This is a genomic window from Achromobacter sp. EG18 (assembly GCF_059759395.1).
The window spans coordinates 3,257,337-3,280,501 of sequence record NZ_CM186213.1 but is presented as its reverse complement, the minus strand read 5'-3'; the positions used below and the strand labels follow the sequence as shown (position 1 = coordinate 3,280,501).

23 protein-coding genes are annotated in these 23,165 nt (G+C 69.7%); 7 read left to right on the top strand and 16 right to left on the bottom strand.

All coding sequences use genetic code 11. The features are described from left to right. The first annotated feature begins 121 nt into the window (after positions 1-121). Positions 122-1,090: a tripartite tricarboxylate transporter substrate binding protein gene (locus tag AC6CR5_RS14980; RefSeq protein WP_238920983.1), complete on the top strand. Its 969-nt coding sequence runs from the start codon at positions 122-124 to the stop codon at positions 1,088-1,090. On the opposite strand, the gene AC6CR5_RS14975 is transcribed toward AC6CR5_RS14980, so the two are convergent. From AC6CR5_RS14975 to AC6CR5_RS14945, 7 genes are all read right to left on the bottom strand, one after another. Then, positions 1,047-2,447: a DUF1501 domain-containing protein gene (locus AC6CR5_RS14975; protein WP_498084669.1), complete on the bottom strand. Its 1,401-nt coding sequence runs from the start codon at positions 2,445-2,447 to the stop codon at positions 1,047-1,049. The genes AC6CR5_RS14980 and AC6CR5_RS14975 overlap by 44 nt on opposite strands. After that, on the bottom strand, positions 2,444-4,006 hold the full coding sequence (locus AC6CR5_RS14970; RefSeq protein WP_498084668.1) for a DUF1800 domain-containing protein: 1,563 nt from the start codon (positions 4,004-4,006) through the stop codon (positions 2,444-2,446). The genes AC6CR5_RS14975 and AC6CR5_RS14970 overlap by 4 nt, the downstream gene beginning before the upstream one ends. A gap of 152 nt (positions 4,007-4,158) precedes the next feature. After that, positions 4,159-4,863 (bottom strand): SDR family oxidoreductase, encoded by a 705-nt coding sequence (locus AC6CR5_RS14965; RefSeq protein WP_498084667.1) that lies wholly within the window; start codon positions 4,861-4,863, stop codon positions 4,159-4,161. Between the two features lie 87 nt (positions 4,864-4,950). Beyond that, positions 4,951-5,403 (bottom strand): azurin, encoded by a 453-nt coding sequence (azu, locus tag AC6CR5_RS14960; RefSeq protein ID WP_006384410.1) that lies wholly within the window; start codon positions 5,401-5,403, stop codon positions 4,951-4,953. Positions 5,404-5,567: 164 nt separating this feature from the next. Further along, the gene (locus AC6CR5_RS14955; protein WP_437262577.1) at positions 5,568-6,893 is read right to left on the bottom strand and encodes a PQQ-dependent sugar dehydrogenase; all 1,326 of its coding nucleotides are present in this window, start codon (positions 6,891-6,893) and stop codon (positions 5,568-5,570) included. 101 nt (positions 6,894-6,994) lie between these two features. Continuing rightward, positions 6,995-8,320, bottom strand: coding sequence for a ferredoxin reductase family protein (locus AC6CR5_RS14950; RefSeq protein ID WP_498084666.1), 1,326 nt, complete (start codon positions 8,318-8,320; stop codon positions 6,995-6,997). 10 nt (positions 8,321-8,330) lie between these two features. Next, positions 8,331-8,666 (bottom strand): PepSY domain-containing protein, encoded by a 336-nt coding sequence (locus AC6CR5_RS14945; protein WP_026384332.1) that lies wholly within the window; start codon positions 8,664-8,666, stop codon positions 8,331-8,333. Positions 8,667-8,863: 197 nt separating this feature from the next. Here AC6CR5_RS14945 and AC6CR5_RS14940 point away from each other — a divergent pair, with 197 nt between their 5' ends. Genes AC6CR5_RS14940 through AC6CR5_RS14930 form a run of 3 tightly spaced genes read left to right on the top strand, consistent with a single transcriptional unit; the run spans position 8,864 to position 11,252 of the window. After that, complete coding sequence (locus AC6CR5_RS14940; protein WP_020926635.1) at positions 8,864-9,211, top strand: PepSY domain-containing protein; 348 nt, start codon at positions 8,864-8,866, stop codon at positions 9,209-9,211. Beyond that, entirely contained in the window at positions 9,211-9,873 is a 663-nt protein-coding gene (locus AC6CR5_RS14935) for a response regulator transcription factor (protein WP_026384331.1), read from the top strand. Before AC6CR5_RS14940 ends, AC6CR5_RS14935 begins: the two co-directional genes overlap by 1 nt. Then, a complete protein-coding gene (locus AC6CR5_RS14930) occupies positions 9,870-11,252 on the top strand; it encodes a sensor histidine kinase (protein WP_498084665.1) in 1,383 nt (460 codons plus the stop codon). Before AC6CR5_RS14935 ends, AC6CR5_RS14930 begins: the two co-directional genes overlap by 4 nt. A 40-nt stretch (positions 11,253-11,292) precedes the next feature. Here the strand turns inward: AC6CR5_RS14930 and AC6CR5_RS14925 are convergent, their stop codons facing one another. From AC6CR5_RS14925 to AC6CR5_RS14910, 4 genes are all read right to left on the bottom strand, one after another. Beyond that, positions 11,293-11,721: a universal stress protein gene (locus AC6CR5_RS14925; RefSeq protein WP_006384626.1), complete on the bottom strand. Its 429-nt coding sequence runs from the start codon at positions 11,719-11,721 to the stop codon at positions 11,293-11,295. Between the two features lie 9 nt (positions 11,722-11,730). Further along, on the bottom strand, positions 11,731-12,156 hold the full coding sequence (locus tag AC6CR5_RS14920) for a universal stress protein (RefSeq protein ID WP_020926638.1): 426 nt from the start codon (positions 12,154-12,156) through the stop codon (positions 11,731-11,733). 134 nt (positions 12,157-12,290) lie between these two features. Beyond that, positions 12,291-13,094, bottom strand: coding sequence for a glutamate racemase (murI, locus tag AC6CR5_RS14915; RefSeq protein WP_498084664.1), 804 nt, complete (start codon positions 13,092-13,094; stop codon positions 12,291-12,293). Between the two features lie 37 nt (positions 13,095-13,131). Beyond that, positions 13,132-14,058, bottom strand: coding sequence for a LysR family transcriptional regulator (locus AC6CR5_RS14910; RefSeq protein ID WP_053498151.1), 927 nt, complete (start codon positions 14,056-14,058; stop codon positions 13,132-13,134). Positions 14,059-14,177: 119 nt separating this feature from the next. Between AC6CR5_RS14910 and AC6CR5_RS14905 the strand changes: the two genes are divergently transcribed. Genes AC6CR5_RS14905 through AC6CR5_RS14895 form a run of 3 tightly spaced genes read left to right on the top strand, consistent with a single transcriptional unit; the run spans position 14,178 to position 15,999 of the window. Further along, positions 14,178-14,756 (top strand): chromate transporter, encoded by a 579-nt coding sequence (locus AC6CR5_RS14905; RefSeq protein ID WP_020926640.1) that lies wholly within the window; start codon positions 14,178-14,180, stop codon positions 14,754-14,756. After that, a complete protein-coding gene (locus AC6CR5_RS14900; RefSeq protein ID WP_006386689.1) occupies positions 14,753-15,277 on the top strand; it encodes a chromate transporter in 525 nt (174 codons plus the stop codon). Before AC6CR5_RS14905 ends, AC6CR5_RS14900 begins: the two co-directional genes overlap by 4 nt. 32 nt (positions 15,278-15,309) lie before the next feature. Next, positions 15,310-15,999, top strand: a complete 690-nt coding sequence (locus AC6CR5_RS14895) for a DUF1345 domain-containing protein (RefSeq protein ID WP_498084663.1) — start codon at positions 15,310-15,312, stop codon at positions 15,997-15,999. Between the two features lie 63 nt (positions 16,000-16,062). Here AC6CR5_RS14895 and AC6CR5_RS14890 read toward each other — a convergent pair whose 3' ends face one another. The 5 genes from AC6CR5_RS14890 to fdhF all read right to left on the bottom strand — a co-directional run bounded on the left by AC6CR5_RS14890 (position 16,063) and on the right by fdhF (position 23,162). After that, positions 16,063-17,193, bottom strand: a complete 1,131-nt coding sequence (locus AC6CR5_RS14890; RefSeq protein WP_498084662.1) for a methyltransferase — start codon at positions 17,191-17,193, stop codon at positions 16,063-16,065. Positions 17,194-17,347: 154 nt separating this feature from the next. Next, on the bottom strand, positions 17,348-19,015 hold the full coding sequence (locus tag AC6CR5_RS14885; RefSeq protein WP_498084661.1) for an OFA family MFS transporter: 1,668 nt from the start codon (positions 19,013-19,015) through the stop codon (positions 17,348-17,350). 146 nt (positions 19,016-19,161) lie between these two features. Beyond that, positions 19,162-19,419: a formate dehydrogenase subunit delta gene (locus tag AC6CR5_RS14880; protein WP_498084660.1), complete on the bottom strand. Its 258-nt coding sequence runs from the start codon at positions 19,417-19,419 to the stop codon at positions 19,162-19,164. A 5-nt stretch (positions 19,420-19,424) separates the two neighbouring features. Further along, positions 19,425-20,261 (bottom strand): formate dehydrogenase accessory sulfurtransferase FdhD, encoded by an 837-nt coding sequence (gene fdhD, locus AC6CR5_RS14875; RefSeq protein ID WP_498084659.1) that lies wholly within the window; start codon positions 20,259-20,261, stop codon positions 19,425-19,427. 24 nt (positions 20,262-20,285) lie between these two features. Next, positions 20,286-23,162, bottom strand: coding sequence for a formate dehydrogenase subunit alpha (gene fdhF, locus AC6CR5_RS14870; protein ID WP_498084658.1), 2,877 nt, complete (start codon positions 23,160-23,162; stop codon positions 20,286-20,288). Between the last annotated feature and the right edge of the window lie 3 nt (positions 23,163-23,165).

The window sequence follows — 23,165 nt, the reverse complement described above, 5'->3', positions numbered from 1 at the left end:
CGTACCCGGAAGCCGCCCTCGGCCGCCGGCACCGAAACATGAAGGTGGCGGCCCGAGCCGCCTCCGACCCGAGACACAGCGGTCCGCAGAGACCGCCAACAGAACCATCAGGAGACATGACATGGTTTTCCCCACTCGCGGCACGCTGGGTGCCGCCGCGCTTTGCCTGGCCCTGGCCAGCCCGGCCGTCCACGCCGAATTCCCCGAACGCGCCATCACCATGGTGGTGCCCACCGCCGCCGGCGGCGGCAATGACACCCTGGCCCGCGTGATCGGGCAGAAGATGGGCGAACTGCTGGGCCAGACCGTCATCGTGGTCAACAAGCCCGGCGCGCAGGGCGCCATCGCCGCCGACTACGTGGCGCGCCAGCCGGCCGACGGCTACACGCTGATGCTTGGCTACATCGGCACGCACGGCATCAATCCGGCGCTGCAGAAGCTCAACTACGATCCGGTGCGCGACTTCACCGCCATCGGCATGGTGGCCGACTCGCCCACACTGATGGTGGTGTCCAGCAGCATCGGCGTGCAGGACGTGCCGGGCCTGCTCAAGTACGGCCAGGCCCACCCCGACGGCCTGAGCTACGCCTCGGCCGGCCCGGGCACGGCGCCGGCGGTGGCGGGCGAGCTGTTCAACCGCGCCACCGGCGCGGCCATGCTGGAGATTCCCTACAAGGGCTCGGCCCCCGCCATGACGGATACGCTGGCCGGCGTTACCCAGGTGATGTTCCCCAGCCTGTTCAGCGCCTATCCGCACCTGAAGTCGGGAAAGATCCGCGCGCTGGGCGTGGCCGGCGCGCGCCGCGCCAAGGTGCTGCCCGACATGCCGACGCTGGCCGAGCTTGGCGTGCCGGGCGTGGACGTGGCGCAGTGGTACGCGGTGTTCGCGCCCGCCAACGCCGATCCGCAGGTGGTCGCCAAGTTGAACACCGCGCTCAATGGCGCGCTCAACGATCCGGCCGTGGCCGCCAAGATCGACGACCAGGGCGCCGAGGTGCGCACCAGCACGCCGGCGGAGCTTGCCGCGTTCGTGCGCGACGAAGCCGTCAAGTGGAAGAAGCTGGCGTCGACGATTCACGCGGCGCTGTAAATAGCGCCAAGGGCGAGGCGTCGAAGTGGCGCAGGTTCGGAAACACCAGCCGCAGGTCGTCGGCGCTGGCGCCGAACCAGCTACCCAGCGCCGCGCCCAACTGCTCCACCGCCAGCGTCGGCAGCAGCCGGCCGTTGTCGACGAAGCCGGGGCCATCGGGCGCGATCTGCGGATGCGTGCCGTAGTAGCGGCCGCCGTTGACGGCGCCGCCCAGCACGAAATGATGGGCGCCCCAGCCATGGTCCGAACCGTTGCCGTTCGATCCCAGCGTGCGGCCGAATTCCGAGGCGGTGAAGGTGGTGACCTGGCGCGCCACGCCCAGGTTTGCCAGCGCCGTCTGGAAGGCGGCCAGCGCCTGGCCCAGTTCCTTGAGCAGGGCCGGGTGGGTGTCGTTCAGGCCGGTGTGGTTGTCGTAGCCGTTCTGCGATACGAAGAATACCTGGCGCCGCGCCCCAAGGGCCTGGCGCGCCGCGATGATGCGGGCCACGATCTTCAACTGCTGCGCCAGCGGCGAGTCGAAATCGCCTGGCACGGCCACGCCAGACAAGGCCGCCCGCAGCCGCGAGTCGGCGTCGATCGACTGCGCCGCGATGCGCGACATTTCCCGTTCCATCAGGTGCTCGCGCGGCTGTGTGATCAGCTGGCGCAGCAAGGCGGTGCAGGCGCTGGAGCCGTACATGTCGCGTGTCAGCAGTTCGATGCGGGTCGAGCCGTTCACGCCGACCCGGTAGCCCGCGACATGGCGGCCGGCCAGCAGCACGGTGCTGCCGCCGGCGGTGATGCCGGTGAAGCTGCGCTGCGCGTTGATGTCGGCGTACAGGTCCGTCAGCCGCCCGGCCCAGCCGGAGGAAGCGCCTTCCGGCGCCAGCGCCTGCCAATACGACTGCTGGTCGTTGTGCGAAAACAGCTTGGGCGGCAGCGGCACCCGCGCGCCGATGTAGTCCGCCTTGCTGGTGGGCACCACCAGCGGGCCGACGTTAAGCACCGCCGCCATCTCGCCGCGCGCGAACAGCGGCGCCAGCGGCGCCAGGGACGGGGCCAGCGCGAATTGGGCGCCATCGGCGGTGGATGCCTTGTCGCGCAGCGCCGTGGATTGGAGGGCGTCACGCGGCAGCGCGATGTCGCTGCGGGCCGCGGCATAGGCGCGGTAGGCGGGCGCGTCGAACGGCACCAGCGTGTTGAACGGATCGTTGCCGCCGTACAAAAACACGCACACCAGCGCCTTGTAGTCGCCGGGCGGCGCGGATTGCGCGGCCGCCGCGCCCAGCGCCGCCAGGTTCAGCGCCAGCGGCGCCGCCGCGTGGCTCGCGCCCAGGGCGCAGGCGCGCAGCAGGAATTCGCGGCGCTCGGCCTTCATTTCTGCACCAGGTATTCGGGGCTGGCCGCCACCAGCGTGATGGCGGCGCGCACGCGGTCGCGCGGCCGCTCGCGCGGCAGGGTATCGACCGCCTGCGCGATGGCCTGCGCCGTCGCCGCGCTGAAGGCGTCGCCCGCCAGCAGCAGCACGATGCGCGCCACCAGCGCATCGGCGTCGGCGGCCAGGGCGATCTCGGCGGTGTAAGGGGTCTGCAGGTCTTCCCAGCCGCGATCGACGTAGATGGCCACGAAGTTCAGGTAGCCGGCGATGCTGGTTTCATCGGTGATCTGCAGTTCCGGCGCCACCAGGCCGCGCCGCGCCAGCTCGGTGACGGGAGGGGCATAGCGCGGCCGGAAGAAGTTGAACACGCTGGCCGAGCGCATCGGGCTCTGCGCCAGCCGGATGGTGTTGTCGGTGGTGTCGGGCATGGCCCAGGCGCCGTTGGTGGAGGTGGCGCCGAACGCCCGAGCCCAGCCGGAAAAGCGCAGGATGGGTTCGCGCACCTTGCCCCAGCCGGGCGCGGCCAGATCAGGGTGGCGCGCCTCGTCGTCCAGCAGGATGGCGCGCACCACCGCCTTGAGGTTGCCGCGCGCGCCGTGGCCGTCGTCGTCGAACACGGTCGCCACCCGCTCGACGTAGGCCGGACTCGGATTGCTGGTGACCAGCCGCTGGATCAGCTGCGTGCCGATGAACGGCCCGACGTTCGGATGCGCGCTGATCACCTCCATCGCGAGCTTGAGCGACAGGTGTCCATCGGTGCCGGGCGGGATCACCGCGCCCAGGAAGCGCTTTTCGGCCAGCGAATGCAGCGCCGGATTGAGCGCCATCGGCCGGCGGTGGAACTGCACGTCGGTCTCCGGCCCATCCAGGTCCCAGCCGGTGAAGACCTTGGCCAGTCCCTGCACGTCGGCATTGTCGTAGGTCTCCACGGGGGCGCCGTTCACCAGCCGCGGCGTGCCGTCGCGGTTCAGTTCGACCAGGCCGATGCTGAACAACTGCATCACTTCGCGCGCATAGTTCTCGTCGGGATGGCGGCCGGTGCGCGGGTCTTCCTTGCGGTTGCCGCGATAGGTCAGCATGCAGCCCATCGACAGGTTGCGGGTGACGGCGGTGAGCAGGTCCTGGTAGCTGCCAAAGGCATGCTCGGCCAGCAGGTCCATGAAGCCGGCGGCGCCGAACAGCGGCCAGTTGGCCGTGATCGACGCCACCCCGACCACGAAGATCTCCGACAGCGCGAACGCCACGCGGGTGCGCACCTGGTCCTCGGCGCTGATGAACTTGCGCCACAGCGTCGATTCGAGCGGCGCGTTGATGCCGTTGCCCTTGTAGGCCTCGGTGTCCTTGCCTTGCTGCAGCAGCCAGTCGAAATGGCTTTGCGACGGCGGCAGCGCCAGTTGCGTGTCGAGCCATCCGGCGTAGCCGTCGCGCACCACCGCGTCGATCAGCGCCGGCGTCGGGCCGAAGGTGGCCTGGGCCAGGAAGCGCGAGGCCTGGCCAGGCGTGGGCGGGCGGGTTTCAGCGGAAGCGGGCGGCGCCGCTCCGAACGGCGACGCGGACATGCAGGCAGCCCCGGGGTCGAATGCGAAAGCCTACGGTAGCGAAGCGCCAGGGGGGCTTCAAGACCGCCATTCGGACGAGGGACTAATCCTTTTGCACGAGGCGCGCACGCGCGGCGCGCCGGCCCGCGCGGGGGCCGGCCGGGCCGCGCGGATCAGACCGAACGTGTGATGCCGCCGTCGATGCGGATGTTCTGTCCGGTGATGTACGAGGAAGCGTCGGAGGCCAGGAAGGCGATCAGGTCGGCCACTTCCTCGGCGGTGCCGTAGCGGCCCATCGGGATGCGCGCGCGCCGGTCTTCCTTCTCCGGCAGGCTGTCGATGAAGCCGGGCAGCACGTTGTTCATGCGCACGTTGTGTTCGGCGTATTCGTCCGCGAACACCTTGGTGAACGCGGCCAGGCCGGCGCGGAACACGCCGGACGTGGGGAACAGCGCTTCCGGTTCGAAGGTGGCGTAGGTCGAGATGTTGACGATGGCGCCGGATTTCTGGCGCTTCATGACCGGCGCCACCAGGCGCGCGATGCGCACCACGTTGAGCAGGTAGAACTCCATGCCCAGGTGCCAGTCGTCGTCGCTGATTTCCAGCAGCGGGCCCTTGGGGCCGTGGCCGGCGCTGTTGACCACGGCGTCGACGCGGCCCCACTTCTGCTGGGTCGCGTCCACCAGCCGCGCCAGGTCCTCGGGGGAGCGGTTCGAACCGGTCACGCCCAGGCCGCCGAGTTCGGCGGCCAGCGCCTCGCCCTTGCCGGACGAGGACAGGATCGCCACGCGGTAGCCGTCGGCCGCCAGTTTGCGCGCCGCCGCCGCGCCCATGCCGCTGCCGCCGGCGGTGATGATTGCCACTTTATCCGTGCTCATGCGTCGTTCCCCAGGGTGTCGGAAAACGGCCATTGTAGGGGCGGGCGCGGCGGCCCCGCGCAGATCCCGCGAGGCCGGCAGGGGCGATCAGTCGACCAGCTTGAGCACGCCCTTCATCAGCGCGAAGTGGCCGGGGAACGAGCAGAAGTAGGCGTAGTCCTGGCCGGCGGCCAGCTTGCTGACGTCGAAGGTGACCGAATCGGTCTCGCCGCCGCCGATCACCTTGGTGTGGGCGATGACGCGGGCATCGTCCTTCTTGACGTAGTTGTTGTCCAGGCCGGCGGCCATGCCGTCGTTGACGGCGCCCTGCATGTCGGCCTGCTTGGTCAGCACCCAGTTGTGGCCCATGACGTTCTTGGCCAGCTTGCCGGGGTGCTTGAGGTTGACGGTGAACTGCTTGCAACTCTTGCTGACCGTGATTTCCTTCTTGTCGAACTGCATCTGGTCATTGCCGGCGATGTCGACCGAGCATTCGGCCGCCAGCACGGGCGCCGAGGCCAGGGCCAGGATGGTTGCGGCGCAGAGATTCTTCAACAGCATGTTCATGCCTCCAGGTGTCGAGGGGAAAGGGCCGCGGAGCCGTTGCACCGGATCCCGCGGGCGACTAAGTGATCCGACCTCAGTCTACGCCTCTTGGGCCGGCCTTGCCCGCCGGCGGTTTGACGCAGCGCAATCGGACGCCAGCGAATTGCGCGGGCGCCGCATCAACGCGCCGCTGGCTGCGCGGTTACGCGCCAGATCACGTTGCCGACGTCGTCGGCCACCAGCAGGCCGCCGCGCCCATCCACGGCCACGCCCACCGGCCGGCCGCGGGCCTGGCCGTCCGCGTCCAGGAATCCCGTCAGCACGTCGCGCGCCTGGCCGTCGGCGCGGTTGCCGGTGAATGGCACGAAGATGACCTTGTAGCCGCTGCGCGGGTCGCGGTTCCAGGAACCATGCTGGCCGACGAACATGCCGTGGGTGAACGGCGCCGGCAGCGTGGCGCCGCCGGACCAGGCCAGCCCCAGCGAGGCGGTGTGCGGCCCCAGCGCGTAATCCGGCACGATCGCCTGCGCCACCAGGTCCGGGCGCGGCGGCTTCACCCGGGTGTCGACGTGCTGGCCGAAGTAGCTGTATGGCCAGCCATAGAAACCGCCGTCGCGCACCGAAGTCATGTAGTCGGGCACCAGGTCGCTGCCCAGCTCGTCGCGTTCGTTCACCGCCGTCCACAGCGTCTTGCCGTCGGGGCCCCAGGCCATGCCCACCGGGTTGCGCAGGCCGCTGGCATACAGGCGCTTGGCGCCGCTGGCGACGTCGATTTCCCAGATGGCGGCGCGGCCTTCCTCTTCCGCCATGCCGTTCTCGGCGACGTTGCTGTTCGAGCCGACCGTCGCATACAGTTTGGCGCCGTCGGCGCTGGCGATGAGGTTCTTGGTCCAATGATGGTTGCGCCCCGCGGGCAGGTCGGTCACCTTGACGCCGGGCGCGTCGATGCGGGTCTGGCCGGCCTGGTACGGAAACCGCAGCAACGCGTCGGCGTTGGCGACATACAGCTGGTCGTCCACCAGCGCCATGCCGAAGGGCGAATTCAGGCCTTCCAGGAACACGCTGCGCGTCTGCGCCGCGCCATCGGGCGTCAGGCCGCGCAGCAGGGTGATGCGGTTGGCGCTGGGCGTGCGCGCGCCGGCGCGCTTCATGACGATGCCGGCGGCCCAGTCCTTGAGGCCGCCGGACATCTCGGGCGGCTTGGGCGGCGCGTTGGTCTCGGCCACCAGCACGTCGCCATTGGGCAGCACGTAGAGCCAGCGCGGATGATCCAGGCCGCGGGCGTAGGCGGTGACCGCCAGGCCGCTGGCCGGCGTCGGCAGGCCGGTCTCGCTCCAGCCCACCGCCCTGGCCGTGTTGACCGTGGGAATGAGGGTGGTATTGGGGGCGGGCAACTCGGGCCGCGGCCCCATGCCGGCCTCGACCGGCAGGCGGGCGACTTCGCCGCAAGCGGCCACCAGGCTGGCGGCCGCGACGAGCGCCGGCAACAGGTATCGAATTCGCATGGCGCGGCTCCAGGCGCGGATGGGCGAACTTCCATCATACGACGGGGCGGCGCGGCCTTGCGCGCCGCCACCGGGCGAGGGGCCGGTGGCGGCGTGGGGGGCTAGCGCATGTCGAAGGCTTCCTGATGCCAGTGGACGTTGCCGCGCCCCAGGCGCCGCAGGCCCTTGCGCAATGCGTTCGCCAGTCCGGCGGGGCCGCAGTACCAGACATCGGCGACGCGGCCGGCGGCCACTTCGCCCTGCGCCAGCGCGGCGGCGTCCAGGCGCTGGCCGGCGGCGGCGCTGTGTACCTGGAGCGTGACGTTGTCCAGCGCGGCGCAGCGTTGCCGCAGCACGTCCACGAACGGGTCGGTTGCGCCGTCGCGCACGCAATAGTGCAGCCAGACGGGCGGCGTGTGGCCGGACGCGTCGCGCGCGGCCTCCAGCCAGGCCAGGAAAGGCGTGACGCCGATGCCGCCCGCCACCCACACCTGCGGGCCGGCGGCGGGACGCTCGAAGCGGCCATAGGGGCCTTCCACCATCACGGGCGCGCCCTCGCGCAACGTGGCGGCCAGCCGCTGGGTGTAGTCGCCCAGCGCCTTGATCTGGAACGTCACGTCGCGGCGTCCGCGATGCGGCGCGCTGGCGATGGTGAACGGGTGCGCGCCTTCGCGCCGGTCGAAGGTGACGAAGGCGAACTGGCCGGCGGCGTGGCCGGGCCAGCGCGCACCGAGTTCACAGGTGACTTCGAGGATGTCGCCGGGCCGTTGCGTCAGCGCCGTCACCCGGCCCGCCACGCGCCGGGCCCGGCCGATGCGGCCGGCCAGCGACAGCAGCGCGGCCCAGGCGCCGCCCGCCATCAACGGCAGCAGCAGCGCGCCGGTCGGCCCGGTCCAGTAATAGGCCGGCGCCAGCGCCAGGGTATGGAACACCAGTATCAGGTAGGCCAGCGGCATGGCGCGGTGGACGATGCGCCAGGCATGGTACGGAAAGCGGCGCCACAGCGTGATGACCAGCACGGCCAGCAGCGCGTAGATCGTCCATTCGCCCAGGTCCTTGGCCAATCCGCGCGAATCCGCCAGCATGGCCAGCACCGCGTCGCGCGCCGGTCGGCCTTCGGTGCCGACCAGGGTTTTGAGGGGCGTGCTGGCCAGCTTGACCAGCCAGTGCGCGGCACCGGCGCCGATGGCCAGGATGCCGGCCCATTTGTGCAGCCGGTAGATCTTGTCCATGCCGCCCAGCGGACCTTCCAGCCAGGCAGGGCGCAAGGCCAGCAGCATGATCAGCGACATCAGTCCGATGGACCAGACGCCTGTCAGGTACAGCGCCTGCTGGCGCAGCACCCAGGGCCAGGCGGCCGTGGCCGCCGGTTGCAGCACCAGGGCGTCGATGGCCCAGGCGCCGGTCAGCGCCAGCAGGAACAGTCCCAGGGCGGTACGGGTTTTCATGGCGTCGGCCTCAATCCTTGATACGGCTGCGCAGCACCGCGCCGGTCTGCGCGTCCACCCGCAGCTTCACGCGCTGGCCTTGCGGGTTGTCGGCCTTGACGTCGTAGCCGCGGTGATGCTCCAGTTCGATCTCGGTGATGTTGCGATAGCCCGCGGCGGTCAGCGTGTCATAGACCTGGCGCACGGTCAGGATCTGCGCGGCGGGGGCGGCCTGGACCGGCGCGGTTGCGGCGGGCGCCGGGGTCACCGGAGCGGGCTGGGGCGCGGTCTGCGCCAGCGCGGCGGTGCCGCCGACGGCGGCGGCGCCGATGGCCAGGGCGGACAGGGTCTTGCGGATCGGGTTCATGCGGTTTTCTCCTGAAGGTCGAGGTAGGGCCGTGGATCGGCCATGACGTCATTATTCGGCGGGGCGCATGAACCCGTTCTGAAGCCCTCGTTCACCCGCCGTTCATGTTCCGCCCGCTATAAATGAGACGCTTGTGCTCCCTGTTTTTCCCCCGCGCGCCGGGTTACCCTGGAACGCGACCGCCCGACGGAATTCCCATGACCGCACGCCTACGTATCGCAATCTGGCTGACCGGCCCCGCGCTGGCCCTGGCGCTGGCCCTCGGGCCGGGCGCGGGCCGCGCCGACGAAAGCGACCATGAACAGGCGCGCCAGGCCCTGCAGGCCGGCAAGGTGTTGCCGTTGCGGTCGGTGCTGGATATCGTCGAGCGTGATTTCCCTGGCCAGGTGGTCAAGGTGGAATTCGAGGAGGATGACGGCATCTTTCTCTACGAAATCCGCCTGCTGCAGCCCGGCGGCAGCCTGGTCAAGCTGAAGATCGATGCGCGCGACGGCACCGTGCTGGGCATGAAGGGGCGCGACATCCAATTCCGGAACCGACACTGATGCGCATACTTGTCGTCGAAGACGAACCGACCCTGGCCGCGCAGCTGGCCGAGGCCCTGCGGCTTGCGGGTTATACCGTCGACACCGCCGCGGACGGCGCCGACGCGCACTACATGGGCGAGGTCGAGACCTACGACGTGGTGGTGCTGGACCTGGGCCTGCCGGTGATGGACGGCCTGACGGTGCTCAAGCAATGGCGCGCGGCCGGCCGCGGCATGCCGGTCCTGATCCTGACCGCGCGTTCCAACTGGCACGAAAAGGTCGCCGGCATCGACGCCGGCGCCGACGACTACCTCACCAAGCCCTTCCACATGGAAGAACTGCTGGCGCGCGTGCGCGCCTTGCTGCGGCGGCACAGCAACCACGCCAGCGCGCAATGGCGCTGCGGTCCGCTGATGCTCGACACGCGGCTGGCCCGCGCCACTGTCGACGGCCAGCCGCTGAACCTCACCAGCCACGAATTCAAGGTGCTGGCGGTGCTGATGCAGCACGCCGGCGAGGTGGTCTCGCGCGGTGACCTGATCGAACACATCTACGCCCAGGACCACGACCGCGACTCCAACACCATCGACGTGTTCATCGGCCGCCTGCGCAAGAAGCTGCCGGCCGACACCATCGAGACCGTGCGCGGGCTGGGTTACCGGCTCGCCTGTCCGTCATGACCGCGTCGCGCGCGCCGGGGTCGCTGCGCTGGCGCATGCTGGCCGGCACGCTCGCCTGGATCGCGGCGATCATCGTGCTGGCCGGATGGGGACTGGGCAGCCTGTTTCGCCAGCACATTTCCGAACAGTTGCGGGCCGAGCTGGCGCTGCACATGAATCAGTTGACGGCGGCGGTCAGCGTGGCGCCGGACGGGCGACCGACCGTGGCCTCTCCCTTGAGCGATCCGCGCCTGGAGCAGCCGCTGTCCGGCCTGTACTGGCAGATCGACCGTCTCGACGACGCCGGCCGCGTGGTGGCCGCGGGCGTGGCGCGTTCGCGCTCGTTGTGGGACCAGGTGCTGGCCCTGCCCGCCACTGACCGCACCGATGGTTTCCATGACATCGCCGGACCCGAGAACCACGACCTGAGCGCGCTGACACGCCTGCTCAAGCCCGAAGACAGCGACGCCGGCGCGCTGCGCCTGGTGGTGGCCGCCGATCGCGCGGTGCTGGCCGAGCCCATCGAACGCTTCGACCACATGTTGTTGCTGTCGCTGGGCGCGCTGGCGGCCGGATTGGTGGCGGCAGCGGTGGTGCAGGTGATGGTTGGGTTGCGGCCGCTGGGACGGCTGCGGCGCCAGCTGGCCGCGCAGCAGGGCCGCAACAGCGTGCGCATCGAGGGCCGTTTTCCCAGCGAGATCCAGCCGCTGGTCGATGATTTCAACCGCGTCCTGGCGGTCAACGCCGACATCGTGCAACGGGCGCGGACCCAGGCCGGCAACCTGGCGCATGCGGTCAAGACGCCGTTGACCATCCTGGGCAACGCGGCGATGCGCGAAGAGGGCGCCTTCGCCCGCCTGGTGCGTGAACAGGTTGCGATGGCGCAGCGCCAGATCGACCACCACCTGGCGCGCGCGCGCGCCGCGGCGGCCTCCGGCACGGCGGGCGGACGCACGCCGCTGCGGGCGCCGCTACAGGCGCTGTTGCGCGTCATGCAGCGCTTGTATGCGGCACGGGAACTGCAACTGGAGATGGACGAATTCGCCGACCGGCTCGAGTTTCGCGGCGAGGAGCAGGACCTGCAGGAAATGGTCGGCAACCTGCTCGACAACGCCTGCAAATGGGCCGCGCGGCGCGTCCGCATCGGCGCCCAGGCGACCGCGCCAGACCGCCTGAGCATCGTGATCGATGACGACGGCCCGGGCATCTCCGAAGACGAGCGCGAACGCATCTTCGAGCGTGGCGTGCGCATGGACGAGCAACGGCCTGGTTCCGGCCTGGGCCTGGACATCGTGCGCGACCTGGCCGGCACCTATGGTGGCGAGGTCAGCGCGGGGCTATCGCCGCTGGGCGGGCTGCGCGTGACGCTGACCTTGCCGGCGTTGCCGACCGGCGCCTAGCGGACCTGCCGCGCCGGCCGCCTCGCGCCCTCGCCGGGGTTCAGCGCACCAGCGTCACCGGCACCTCGGCCAGTTGCACCACCTGGTTGGCGACCGAGCCGATCAGCACGCCGGCCAGCGCGCCATGGCCGCGCGTGCCCATGACGATGCGCGCGCACTGGTGTTCCTGCGCATAGGCGTGGATCTCGATCGCGGGTTTGCCGAATTCGACATGGCTGGTGTAGTCGGTGCCGGTGACGTCGAGCAGCTTGCGCGCTTCATCGGCGGCTTCCTGGCCCTCGCGCACGTAGTACTCGTCGATCATGTCCTGCGTGACCAGCCGCGACAGGCCGGCGCGGCCCTGCGGCGGCGACTGGATGTTGAGCAGGTGGATGCGCGCGTCGGGCGCGCCCTGGGCCAGTTGGCGCGCGTGCAGCACGGCGCGGTTGGCATTGTCGGAACCGTCCACGGGGACGAGGATGTTCAGCATGGCGGCTCCTTACTTGACCAGGGTGACGGGCAATTCCGTCAGGTGCAGGACCTTGGTGGCGACCGAGCCCATGAACAGCGCGGCCACCGAGCCCATGCCGCGCGTGCCCATGTAGATTTCGTCGGCGTCGATCTCGGCGGCGACGCGGGCGATGGTCTCGGCCGCCGCGCCGGTCTCGATGCGCGGGGTGAACGGCACGCCGGCTTGCGCCAGCAAGGCGCTGGCGTCGCGCAGCGCGGCCTCGCCTTCTTCCTGGTGATAGGCGTCGATATCGGCCTGCGACAGGCCGCGGCCGATCTTGCCGGCCTGCAGCGGGATCTGCACGGTCAGCAGCTCCACGCGTTCGACGGGGTCATAGCTGCGCGCATCGAGCATGGCGCGCACGGCGTGGACGGCATGCTGCGAGCCGTCCACCGGGATCAGAATGCGTTTCATCGACGTCTCCTTGTTGTCCGCGAGCCCGCGGCCGCCCCGTCATGGCGGCGCCGCGGCAACTCCACTTTACGCAATTATTCCGCCGGACGGGGGCCGGCGGGATGCGCGCAATCAAAGGAAACGGAATCGGCCCGTCAGCACCAGCCGGGCGGCACCCGCGTGGCGGTCGCCGGCAAACCGAGCAGTTGCGCGGCCAGGCCGGCCAGCGCGGCGGCGTCGCCGGTGGTCACCAGTTCCACCGCGCCGGGGCCCGCGCCCGCCAGCAGTCCGCGTTCCTGCAACTGGTGCCGCAGGCGCCGCGCCACCGGCCCGCCGGTTTCCAGCAATGGCACGGCGGGGCCCGCCGCGGCCTGGATCGCGTCATGCAGGAACGGGAAATGGGTGCAGCCCAGCACCAGCGCGTCGGCGCCCTGGGCCAGCAGTTCATGCACCGGCGCGGCCACGACGCGGGCGGCGGCCTTGCCTTGGATTTCACCGCGTTCCACCTGCAGCACCCATTCGGGGCAGGGGCGGAACAGGATGCGGATCTCCGGCGCCTCGCGCTGCACCAGGGCGGCGAACTTGGGGCTGGCCAGCGTGCCCGTGGTGGCGAAGACGCCCACCACGCCGCTGCGCGTCAGGTGCGCGGCCGGCTTGATGGCTGGTTCCACGCCGATGATCGCCAGGTCCGGATGGCGGGCGCGGAGGGCGGCGATGGCGGCGGCCGTGGCGGTGTTGCAGGCCACCACCATGGCCTTGGCCCGGCGCGACACCAGGTAGTCGGCGATGGCCAGCGCCCTTTGCTGGACGTATTGCTGCGTCTTCTCGCCGTAGGGCACGTGGGCGGAGTCGGCCACGTACAGCAGGTGCTCGTGCGGCAGGGCCTCGCGGATGGCGCGCAGCACGCTCAATCCGCCGACGCCGGAGTCGTATACGCCGATGGGATGGGGGGCGGGCATGGGGATGCGGCTGGGACTGGGGGTGGCCAGTGTAGCGCTATCGCGCCGGGTCCTCGGCTTCGCGGTGTGCCCGCACTTCCTCGATCAGGCGGCGGATGGCGCCGGTCAGCGGCGCGTCGCGCCAGATCAGCGTGAGCGGCGCGCGCATCGCCACCGGGCCGCTGACGTTGACGTACACCACGCCCTCGATATTGACCCGGCGCAGCGAGGCCGGCACCAGCGACACGCCCAGGCCGGCCGCCACCAGGCTGAGGGTGGACAGCATGCGCGGCGCTTCCTGGGCCACCCTGGGGCTGAAGCCGGCGGCGCGGCACGCCGAAATGATGGCGTCGTACAGTCCCGGGCCGTTGTGGCGGCGATACAGGATCAGCGATTCGTCGGCCAGTTCCGACAGGGCGATGCGCTTGCGCGCGCGGCCCTTGACCATCGGGTGGTCGGCCGGAAAGGCGGCCAGCATGCTTTCCTCCAGCACGGTCTCGACCGCCACGCCGCGGTCGACGCCATGGGCGCCGCGGATGAAGGCCACGTCGACGCGGCCGTCGCGCACGTCTTCCATCAGTTCGCCGGTGCTGCTTTCCTCCAGCACCAGGCGCACCTGCGGCGCGTTCTCGCGAAAGCGGCGGATCAGCGATGGCACGAAGGGATGGAAGGCCGCCGAACCGGTGAAACCCACCGTCAGCCTGCCGCTTTCTCCCAGCGACACGCGCCGCACGCCATCGACCGCCTGGTCGACCAGGGCCAGGATGCTGCGCGCGTCGGCCAGCAGGGCGCGGCCGCTTTCGGTCAGCTCCATGCCGCGCGGCAGCCGGTGGAACAGCGTGACGCCCAGCTCCTGTTCCAGCACGCGGATCTGCTGGCTCAGTGGGGGCTGGCGGATGCCGAGCCGGGCGGCGGCCTTGGTCAGGTGGGATTCCTCGGCCACCGCCAGGAAATAGCGCAGCAGACGCAGGTCGACGGATGCCATATGAATAGAATATGAGTGTTTAACCAGTCATATATTAGACATTATCCTGGCGCGGGAGTAGGCTGCGTGCTGTCTCTCCACTCCCGGCGCCTTGCGGACCCGCCGCGACCTCCACGACAATGAACGCAGCAGCACCTGATTCCCCCGAAGCCGCCACGCGGCCGCCGCCCACTTGCGGGCAACTGTTCTACGGATTCCTCATGCTCGGCCTGACCGCCTTCGGCGGCGCGCTGCCCCTGGCGCGCCGCATGGTGGTCGAAAAGCACCGCTGGCTGTCCGGCGCCGAGTTCACCGACCTGCTGGGGCTGTGCCAGTTCCTGCCGGGCGGCAACATCATCAACCTGTCGGTGGCGCTGGGCATGAAGTTCCGCGGCCCGCGCGGCGCCTTCGCGGCGCTGATGGGCCTGATCCTGGCGCCTTCGGCCATCGTGGTGCTGCTGGGCATGGTCTACGACCGCTTCCAGAACGACCCGCACATCCAGCACCTGTTCGCCGGGCTGGCCGCGGCCGCCGCGGGGCTGCTGATTTCGATGGCGGTCAAGATCGGCATGCCGGTCCTGAAGCGCCGCGATTGGCTGGCCGGCCTGGTGGCCACGGCCTGTTTCATCGCCATCGCGGTGCTGCGCATCCCGCTGCTGCCGACCATGGCGGTGCTGACGCCGCTGAGCATCCTGCTGGTCTGGAGGCAACGTCGATGATGCAGACCCTGATCGCCCTGGCCATCATCTTTTCACAGCTGTCGGTGCTGGCCTTCGGCGGCGGCAACACCATCCTGCCCGAAATGCAGCGCCAGGTGGTGGAGGTGCACGGCTGGATGACGGCCGCCGACTTCTCCGCGCTGTTCGCCCTGGGCCAGGCGGCGCCCGGCCCCAACCTGATGGTGGTCACGCTGGTCGGCTGGCACGTGGCCGGCTGGGCCGGCATGCTGGTCACCACGCTGGCCAAGTTCGGGCCGTCGTCCCTCATCACCATCATCGCCCTGGGCCTGTGGGAGCGCTTCAAGGACCGGCCCTGGCGCGGCGTGATCCAGGCCGGCATCTTCCCCATGACGGTGGGGCTGGTGGCCGCCAGCGCCGCCCTGATCACCGAGGCCTCGGTGCATTCCTGGCTGCTGGGCGCCATCACCGCCGTGGTCGCGTTGCTGGGCAGCGCCTCGCGCATCCACCCGCTATGGCTGCTGTTCGGCGGGGCGCTGGTCGGATTGCTCGCTATCGGTTAGCGTTTAGGCTCCTGCCACGCTGGGAGTCCGCCATGACGCTGCCGGTCAAGGATCCGGATATCGAATCGCTGCCCGCCGGGATCGCGCCGCTGCCGTTCTTCCATGCGCACCGGCGGCTGGTGCTGTGCGGCGCGCTGTTCGCCATCCTGGCGGGCGCGCTGTGGCGCGTCGGCCTCACGCCCAGCCGCGCCGGGCTGCTGGCGTTCGACGTGGCAGCGCTGGTGTTCCTGCTGCTGACCGGCGCCGCGTTCGGCAGGGCCACGCCGGACATGATGCGGGTACGCGCGCAGCAGGTCGACGTCGGCCGCAGCGCCGTGCTCTGGAGCAGCGTGGCGCTGTCCTGCCTGGTGATGGCGGCGCTGTGGACCGAAATGCGCGCGGCAGGCGGCGCCGAGGGCGTGGCCGACCTGGTGGCGGCCGCCGTCAGCATCGTGCTGTCGTGGCTCTACCTGAACATGATCTTCGCGCTGCATTATGCGCATGGCTACTACAGCCGTCGCAATGCCATGCACAAGGGCCTGGATTTTCCGGGCAAGGAAGACCCCGACTACTGGGACTTCGCCTATTTCGCCCTGGTGCTGGGCATGACGTTCCAGGTTTCCGACGTGCAGATCGTCAGCCGGCGGATGCGGCGCACGGCGCTGGTGCACAGCGTCATCGCCTTTTTCTTCAACGTCTTCATCATCGCCATCAGCGTCAACGTCGCGGCCGGGCGGGCATAAAACGGGCGGGCATAAAAAACGGCCGTGAGGCCGTTTTTTTACCGTGAGACCGGTTGACCGCTCTCAGGCCGCGGCCAGACGCCACAGCGACGTCACTTCCTTCGAACGCGCCGCGTACAGCGGATCGCCGGGGTCCCTGGCGCGGCCATGCGTGGGCCGCGTATCGATGCGTTCCAGCACGCGCAGGCCGGCCTGCTCGATCATCTCCAGCAATTGCTCGCGGGTGCGCAGCCCCAGGTGCTCGGCCAGGTCCGACAGGATCAGCCAGCCCTCGCCGCTGGGCGTCAGGTGCGCCGCCAGTCCGTTCAGGAAGCCCCGCAGCATGCGGCTGTCGGGGTCGTAGACGGCGTGCTCGACGGGCGAACTGGGGCGGGCCGGCAGCCACGGCGGGTTGCAGACGGCAAGCGACACCCGGCCTTCGGGAAAGAGGTCGGCTTGCACCACCTCGACCTGTTTCGACAGGCCCAGCCGTTCGACGTTTTCGCGGGCGCAGGCCAGCGCCCGCGGGTCCATGTCGGTGGCGATGACGCGCTTGCCGCCGCGGCGCGCCAGCACCGCCGCCAGCACGCCGGTGCCGGTGCCGATATCGAAGGCCACGCTGCCGCGCGGCATCGGGGTGCGCGCCACCAGGTCGATGTACTCGCCGCGCAGCGGCGAAAACACGCCGTAGTGCGGGTGGATGCGGTTGTCCAGCGCGGGAATCTCCACGCCTTTCTTGCGCCATTCGAAGGCGCCGATCAGGCCCAGCAGTTCGCGCAGCGACGCCACGTACGGTTCGTCGGCGGGGCCGTGGGCTTCTTCGCAGGCCTGCCGCGCATCCGGCGCGCGGCGCAGCGAAATGCCGTGGCCGGCGTCGAACGGAATCAGCAGCATGCCCAGGATGCGGGCGCGCTGCGACTGGATCTGGCGATGCTGGTTGAAGGCTTCCAGCATGGTTTCGACCGGCTTGCGCGGGCGCTTGTCGACGCGGCGCGTGATCGCCTGCAACAACTGGCGCGCATTCTGGAAGTCGCCGCGCCACAGCAGGCCCACGCCTTCGCACGCCAGGCGATAGGCCACGTCCGCAGTGGTGCGGTCGTCGGCCAGCACCACGCGCTTGGGCGGCGTGGCGCCGGATTCCGAGCGCCAGCGGGCGGTGTGGTGGGTCTGGTCCGGGGCTTCGCCCTCGGTCCAATGCAGTTCAGGCAGGGTCAACGGGACGCTCCGGACAAGGCGGGCTTCAGGGGCAGGACGGTCATGAAACGGGGAAATCCAGGGGGGAAAAGAAAACAAGGCGCGGGCTGCCAATGTAGCAGCTTCGCGCCGTCGGGGCGGCGGACGGCGCCTGGCGCCGCCCGTCGGGGCGGTATCAGTGGAACAGCACCACGGCCTTCTGCAGCGTGATCCAGATGCCCCAGGCCAGCGGGATGCCGACGCAGGCCCAGGCGAACAGCACCAGCGCGGCCGGCGTGCGGAAGGTCGAGGCGCCCACGCCGTGGGTCTCGGCCGCCGCCGCGCGTTCATGCGCCAGGGCCTTTTCGCGCGCCAGTTCCTCGTCGTTCATGAAGTACTTGGGATTCACCGGGCGGATCGCCAGGTTGCACAGGAAGCCCAGCACCAGCATGCCGGCCAGGATGTACATGGTGATGTCATACACCTGCGCCCGCGGCACGCCGATGGACAGCTGGTATTCGCGGATGTAGTTCACCAGCACCGGCCCGAAGATGCCCGCGGCCGACCACGCCGTCAGCAGGCGGCCGTGGATGGCGCCCACCATCTGCGTGCCGAACAGGTCCGCCAGGTAGGCCGGCACGGTGGAAAAGCCGCCGCCATACATCGACAGGATGACGCAGAAGGCCGCCACGAACAGCGCCAGCGCGCCCATGTGCGCGGTCCAGGGAATCGCCGCGTACAGCGCGAAGCCCAGTACGAAGAAGATCAGGTAGGTCATCTTGCGGCCCAGCTTGTCCGACAGGCTGGCCCAGAAGAAGCGGCCGCCGATATTGAACAGGCTGAGCAGGCCGGTAAAGCCCGCGGCGATGGCGGCGATCGCGGCCAGCTGGCTCTTGTCGAGCTGGCCGTAGCCCAGCTCGGGCTTGTTGATCAGGCCGCCGCCGAACACTTCCTGCAGCAGCGGCGAGGCCATGCCCAGGATGCCGATGCCGGCGGTCACGTTCAGGCACAGCACCAGCCACACCAGCCAGAACTGCGGCACGCCCCAGACCCGCTTCACGTGCACGTGGCCCTTGGTGATCATGACGTTGTTGGCGTGCTTGGCGGGCGCGGTCCAGCCTTGCGGCTTCCAGCCGGTGGGCGGCACGCGGTAGCCGAGCGCGCCCGACATCATGAAGACGAAGTACACCAGCGCCATGGTCAGGAAGGTCTGCCACACGCCCGGCGAGGTGGGCGTGGCGAAGTGGCGCATCAGCACGTCGGCCAGCGGCGCGCCGATCATGGCGCCGCCGCCGAAGCCCATGATGGCCATGCCCGTCGCCATGCCGCGACGGTCCGGGAACCACTTGATCAGCGTGCTGACCGGCGAGATATAGCCCAGCCCAAGCCCGATGCCGCCGATGACGCCCGAGCCCAGCCACAGCATCCACATCTGGTGCAGGTAGACGCCGGCCGCCGAGATCACCAGGCCGCCGCACCAGCACAGCGCCGACACCACGCCGGCCTTGCGCGGTCCGGCGCGTTCCAGCCAGCCGCCCCACAGGGCCGCCGAGCAGCCCAGCAGCACGAAGAACAGCGTGTACATCCACCCCATGGTGGAGATGCGCCAGTCGCAACTGGTGGTGAACAGTTCGGCGGCCAGGCTCATGTCGGCCGGGCATTGCAGCGGCTGGGCGCCGCCGATGGCCTTGGACAGGGGCAGCCAGAACACCGAAAAGCCATAGGCCATGCCGATGCAAAGGTGGATGGCCAGCGCGGCCGGGGGCACCAGCCAGCGCGAGAAGCCCGGCCCGGCGATGGTGCGTTCTTTGTCCAGGAAGCCCGGCTTGGCGCCGGGCAGGTCGAGTGTTGCAGTGCTTTCCATGAGGTCTCCTCGGGGTGCGGCTTTATAGCGGCGTTGGCTGGAGAAATCCAGTCCCGCCGTCTCTTGTTGAACCCTTTGCTGCGGTAAAGCTTGCTGCGCCCGCGCGCCGTCGTGGGCACGCGGATCGGTGTGGACGCGTCGGCCGGTCAGGACACGCGCGCCAGCGGTGTCAGGCGTTCGCGGTTCTGCGCCACCGCCTCCAGCACCAGCGGATGCAATTGGTGTTCGCCGGCATCGCCGTCGGGCTGCCGCGCCAGGAAGTCCAGCAGCTCGGTGCGCATGCGGGGCTCCCAGAATTTGTGGATGTGGTTGGCCACGCCTTCCACCGCTTCCGGCCGCAGCGGCATGGCTTCGAAGAATTGGCCGATGCGGTTGGCCATGCGGATCAGGTTGCCGATTTCCATGCGTGTCAGGTCTGCGAAGTGATGCGTTCAGGGTGGGAATACAGGGTCGCGTCGTCGTCGCGCAAAAAGCCCAGCAGCGCGATGCCGGCGCTGTCAGCCAGGCGCACGGCCAACGCGGTCGGGGCCGATACCGCCGCCAGGATGCCGACGCCGGCCGCTGCGGTCTTCTGCACCATCTCGAAGCTGGCGCGGCTGGACACCAGCACCACGCCGTGCGCGGCGGACAGGGCCTGGCGCGCCAGCGCGCCCACCAGCTTGTCGAGCGCGTTGTGGCGGCCCACGTCCTCGCGCACCAGGGCCACGGCGCCGCTCGCGTCGGCCCAGCCGGCGGCGTGGGTGGCCCCGGTCAGGTCATGCAGCGCCTGGCGCGCGCGCATGTCGCGCATCGCCCGCAGCACCGCGCCCACCGGCAGCGGCGCGCCGGCGGGCACCGGCGCCACCGGCCGCAGCACCTCGGGCAGCGTCTCGACGCCGCACAGCCCGCAGCCGGTGCGTCCGGCCATGGCGCGGCGGCGCGATTTCAAGCGCGCCTCGCAGGCGCTGGAAATCTCGATCTGCACCACGATGCCGTCGCATTGCGGCAGCACGTCGATGCCGCGCACGTCGGTCACGCTGTCGATGATGCCTTCCGACAGCGAAAAACCGACGGCGAAGTCCTCCAGGTCGGCGGGCGTGGCCAGCATGGTGGCGTGGCTGATGCCGTTGAACTCCAGCGCCACTGGCGTTTCCTCGGCCAGGCGGTCGCCCTCGGCGTGCGGCGCGATGGCGCCGGCCCGCACGCGGGTCACCTGGGCCGCCACGGAATCGGAGCGGTCTGCGGGGGAGGAAGGGCTGTGGTCCATGGCGGCTCCGGCCGGCTGTCGGGGTTATTTCCCCGCCAGCGTGGCTTCGCTTTCGCGCGAGCGTTCACGCAGCAGCTTCTGCTGGATGTCCGCGAAGCGCGACCATTGCCGCTGCCATTCCGATGGCTGGGACACGCGCGTGACCTGCACGGCCGTGACCTTGTACTCGGGGCAGTTGGTGGCCCAGTCGGAACTGTCGGTGGTGACGACGTTGGCGCCGGACTCGGGGAAGTGGAAGGTGGTGTATACCACGCCCGGCTGCACCCGGTCGGTCAGGGTCGCGCGCAGCACGGTCTCGCCCGAGCGGCTCTGGATGCCGACCCAGTCGCCTTCGTTGACGCCACGGTCCTCGGCGTCCTGCGGATGGATCTCCAGCACGTCCTCGCTGTGCCACATGACATTGGGCGTGCGGCGCGTCTGCGCGCCCACGTTGTATTGCGACAGGATGCGGCCGGTGGTCAACAGCAGCGGGAAGCGGCGCGTGCTGCGTTCGTCGGTCGGCACGTACTTGGTGATCATGAACTTGCCCTTGCCGCGCACGAAGCTGTCGATGTGCATGGTCGGCGTGCCCTCGGGCGCGTCGTCGTTGCACGGCCACTGCAGGCTGCCCAGCTTGTCCAGCTTCTCGTAGCTGACGCCGCTGAAGGTCGGCGTCAGGCGCGCGATCTCCTGCATGATCTCGCGCGGGTGGCGGTAGTTCATGGGATAGCCCAACGCGTTCGACAGCGCCACGGTCACTTCCCAGTCGGCCTTGCCGTTCTTCGGTTCCATCACCTTGCGCACGCGCGAGATGCGGCGCTCGGCGTTGGTGAAGGTGCCGTCCTTTTCCAGGAACGACGAGCCCGGCAGGAACACGTGGGCGTACTTGGCGGTCTCGTTCAGGAACAGGTCCTGCACCACGATGCATTCCATCGCCGCCAGCGACGCCGCCACGTGCTGCGTGTTGGGGTCGGACTGCACGATGTCCTCGCCCTGGCAGTACAGGCCCTTGAAGGTGCCGCCCAGCGCGGCCTCGAACATGTTGGGAATGCGCAGGCCGGGCTCGGGCTGCAGCGTCACGCCCCAGTCCTGCTCGAACTGCGCCCGCGCCACGTTGTCGGAAATGTGGCGGTAGCCCGGCAGCTCGTGCGGGAACGAACCCATGTCGCAGGAGCCCTGCACGTTGTTCTGGCCGCGCAGCGGGTTCACGCCCACGCCCTCGCGGCCGACATTGCCGGTGGCCATGGCCAGGTTGGCGATGGCCATGACGGTGGTCGATCCCTGGCTGTGCTCGGTCACGCCCAGGCCGTAGTAGATCGAGCCGTTGCCGCCGGTGGCGAACAGGCGCGCCGCGCCGCGCACGGCCTGCGCCGGCACGCCGGTGATCTCGGCCATGGCTTCGGGCGAGTTCTCGGGCAGCGACACGAAGTCGCGCCATTCCTGGAACGCCTTGGCCTCGCAGCGCTCGGCCACGTAGGCCTCGTCGATCAGCCCTTCGGTGGCGATAACGTGGGCCATCGATGACAGCAGCGCGGTGTTGGTGCCGGGCCGCACCTGCAGGTGGAAGTCGGCCTTGATGTGCGGCGAACTCACCAGCTCGATGCGGCGCGGGTCGATCACGATGAGCCGCGCGCCCTGGCGCAGGCGGCGCTTCAGGCGCGAGGCGAACACCGGATGGCCGCTGGACGGGTTGGCGCCCATGACGATGACCACGTCGGTGTGCATCACCGAGTCGAAGGTCTGGGTGCCGGCGGATTCGCCCAGGGTCTGCTTCAGGCCATAGCCGGTGGGCGAATGGCACACGCGGGCGCAGGTGTCGACGTTGTTGGTGCCGAAGGCGGCGCGCACCAGCTTCTGCACCAGCCAGGTTTCCTCGTTGGTGCAGCGCGACGAGGTTATGCCGCCGACCGCGTCGCGGCCGTACTGGCCCTGGATGCGGCGGAATTCGGAAGCCGCGTAGTCGATCGCCTCTTCCCACGACACTTCGCGCCAGGAGTCGGTGATGCGCTTGCGGATCATCGGCTTGAGCACGCGTTCCTTGTGGGTGGCGTAGCCCCAGGCGAAGCGGCCCTTGACGCACGAGTGGCCGCGGTTGGCCTGGCCGTCCTTCCACGGCACCATGCGCACCACTTCCTGGCCCTTCATCTCGGCCTTGAAGCCGCAGCCCACGCCGCAATAGGCGCAGGTGGTGACCACCGAGTGCTCGGCCTGGCCCATCATGATGACGGTCTTTTCCTGCAGGGTCGCGGTCGGACAGGCTTGCACGCAGGCGCCGCAGGACACGCATTCGCTGTCCAGGAACGGCTGGTCCTGCCCCGGCGACACGCGCGACTCGAAGCCCTTGCCCGAGATCGTCAGCGCGAAGGTGCCCTGGGTTTCCTCGCAGGCGCGCACGCAGCGGTTGCAGACGATGCACTTGGAGGCGTCATAGGTGAAGTACGGGTTGGACTCGTCCTTCTCGCTCTTCAAGTGGTTGGCGCCGTCATAGCCGTAGCGCACGTTGCGCAGGCCCACCACGCCGGCCATGTCCTGCAGCTCGCAGTCGCCGTTGGCCGGACAGGTCAGGCAGTCCAGCGGGTGGTCGGAGATGTACAGCTCCATCACGCCGCGTCGCAGGTCGTGCAGCTTGGGCGTTTCGGTGAACACCACCATGCCGTTCTCGGCCGGCGTGGTGCACGAGGCGGGATAGCCGCGGCGGCCCTCGATCTGCACCAGGCACAGGCGGCACGAGCCGAACGGCTCCAGGCTGTCGGTGGCGCACAGCTTGGGGATGTTGATGCCGGCCTCGGCGGCCGCGCGCATCAGCGAGGTGCCTTCGGCCACGGTGATTTCCTGGCCGTCGATGGTCAGGGTGACGGTCTTTTCGGACACCCGCGCCGGGGTGCCCAGATCGCGGTCGCGCTTGATGACGGTTTCTAGCATGGC